The 1,939-nt window shown below is 61.5% G+C and carries 2 protein-coding genes and 1 pseudogene; all 3 read left to right on the top strand.

The window, feature by feature from the left end; genetic code table 11:
• The coding region (locus AC1DUU_RS30730) for a sugar-binding domain-containing protein (protein WP_476787094.1) at positions 1–198 on the top strand (198 nt) is incomplete at its 5' end.
• Positions 195–1,430: a phosphopentomutase gene (locus tag AC1DUU_RS30735; RefSeq protein WP_476787095.1), complete on the top strand. Its 1,236-nt coding sequence runs from the start codon at positions 195–197 to the stop codon at positions 1,428–1,430. The genes AC1DUU_RS30730 and AC1DUU_RS30735, both read left to right, overlap by 4 nt.
• Positions 1,417–1,939: pseudogene (locus tag AC1DUU_RS30740) on the top strand (deoxyribose-phosphate aldolase); the annotation flags it as partial. The gene AC1DUU_RS30735 and the pseudogene AC1DUU_RS30740, both read left to right, overlap by 14 nt.

The following is a 1,939-nucleotide window of genomic DNA, read 5'->3' on the forward strand; positions in this document are numbered from 1 at the left end:
GAACTCGCCGACAAGGCTGTCGGGATATCTCCCGCGGAAGTGTCGGATCGGCGATGCATCGCCATCGTTTGCGGAGAGACCAAGGCGAAGGCAACGCTCGGCGTGCTGCGCAGCGGATACATCAACGAGCTCGTCATCGACGAAGCTCTTGCAACACGCGTGCTCAAGAGCTTCGATAGCCGAAAATTGGTGTCATGACGAACAACCGAGCCATTTTGATCGTATTGGATTCCGTCGGGATCGGCGGTGCCGACGACGCAGTCCTTTACGGCGACAACGGGTCCAACACCTTGGGCCACATCATCGAGGCAGCCAACCAGGGCAAGGCCGATATCGAAGGCATTCGCCGTGGGCCGCTGATGCTGCCCAACCTGGGCAGCCTGGGTTTGTTCAACGCATTGCGACTGGCTGCAGGCGAGGCTATCGCCAGCGAGCCGGCAACCGGCACATGGGGCGTGGGGGTAGAAAGCTCCAAAGGCAAGGATACGACATCTGGCCATTGGGAGATTTCTGGAACACCTGTCAGCAAGGACTTCCACTATTTTCCGAACCAGGTCCCGACCTTTCCCGACAGCCTGATCGACGACATCGTCACGCGCTTCGGCTTGCCGGGCGTGATCGGCAACAAACATGCGTCGGGCACACAGGTCATCGAGGAATTCGGCGCCGAACACGTCGCCACCGGCAAGCCCATTTTCTACACTTCCGCGGACTCGGTCATCCAGATCGCTGGGCACGAAACCCATTTTGGCCTCAACCGGCTTTACGCGCTTTGCGCGCTGACGCGTGATCTGGTCGACCCGCTGGTGGTCGGCCGCGTCATTGCCCGGCCATTTGTCGGCGAAGAAAATGCCTTCGTCCGCAGCCCCAACCGACGCGACTTCTCGATGCCTCCCTTCGACCAGACCCTGCTCGACGAACTGGTGGCGGCGGGCCGACACGTGACCGGCGTTGGCAAGATCAGCGACATTTTTGCTGGCCGGGGCATATCGGAATCGCGAAAGGCGACAGGCATCGAAGGCACTGTCGATGCGACGCTCCAGGCGATGCGCGATCTGCCGCCTGGCGGGCTCGTGTTTTCGAACATCGTCGAGTTTGACAGCGAATTCGGACACCGCCGCGACGTCGCCGGCTACGCCAACGCGCTGGAGATCGTCGACGGCCTCATTCCCTCGATCCTGCGCGAGCTGGGTCCAGGCGACCTGCTCGTCCTGACCGCCGACCACGGCAACGACCCGACCTGGCCAGGAACAGACCATACCAGGGAAAGAACACCCATCCTGATCGCCGGGCCGGGCGCAAAACCGGGATCGGTCGGGCTCAGAGGGTTTGCCGATATCGGCGCGACGATCGCGACGCATCTTGGCATCAAGACGAACATGCAAAGCAACAGTATCGATTGGAAGGGGAACGTGGATGTCCATGCCTGAAATTGGCGAAGGGATGATCCCTTCTGCTCCCATTGGGCACAATCTGCCGCGCAATCCCGGGATGGCACTTGATCTCGATTGGGTCGAGGCCGTGCGGGCGAATACCTCGGCAATCGAGCGCCGGACCAAGAGCCTCGTTGCGAGGCGCACCGCCAAGAAGGATTATCAGGCGGCCTGGCTGTTGCGAGCCGTGTCATGCATCGACCTGACCACCTTGTCGGGCGACGACACAGAGGGGCGGGTTCGGCGCCTTTGCGAAAAGGCAAAGCGCCCGATACGCGCCGATATCCTTGAAGCGCTCGGCATGTCCGGAATGAACCTGACGACAGGCGCGGTCTGCGTCTATCACGAGATGGTCGAGCCGGCGAAACGCTTCCTCAGCGGCAGCGGCATCCCTGTCGCTGCGGTTTCCACCGGCTTTCCGGCAGGTCTTTCACCGCTCGCGCTCAGGCTGAAGGAGATCGAGGCGTCCGTTGCAGCAGGCGCCAGCGAAATCGACATCGTGATCT

This window comes from Aminobacter sp. P4_H6_2 (assembly GCF_056400805.1).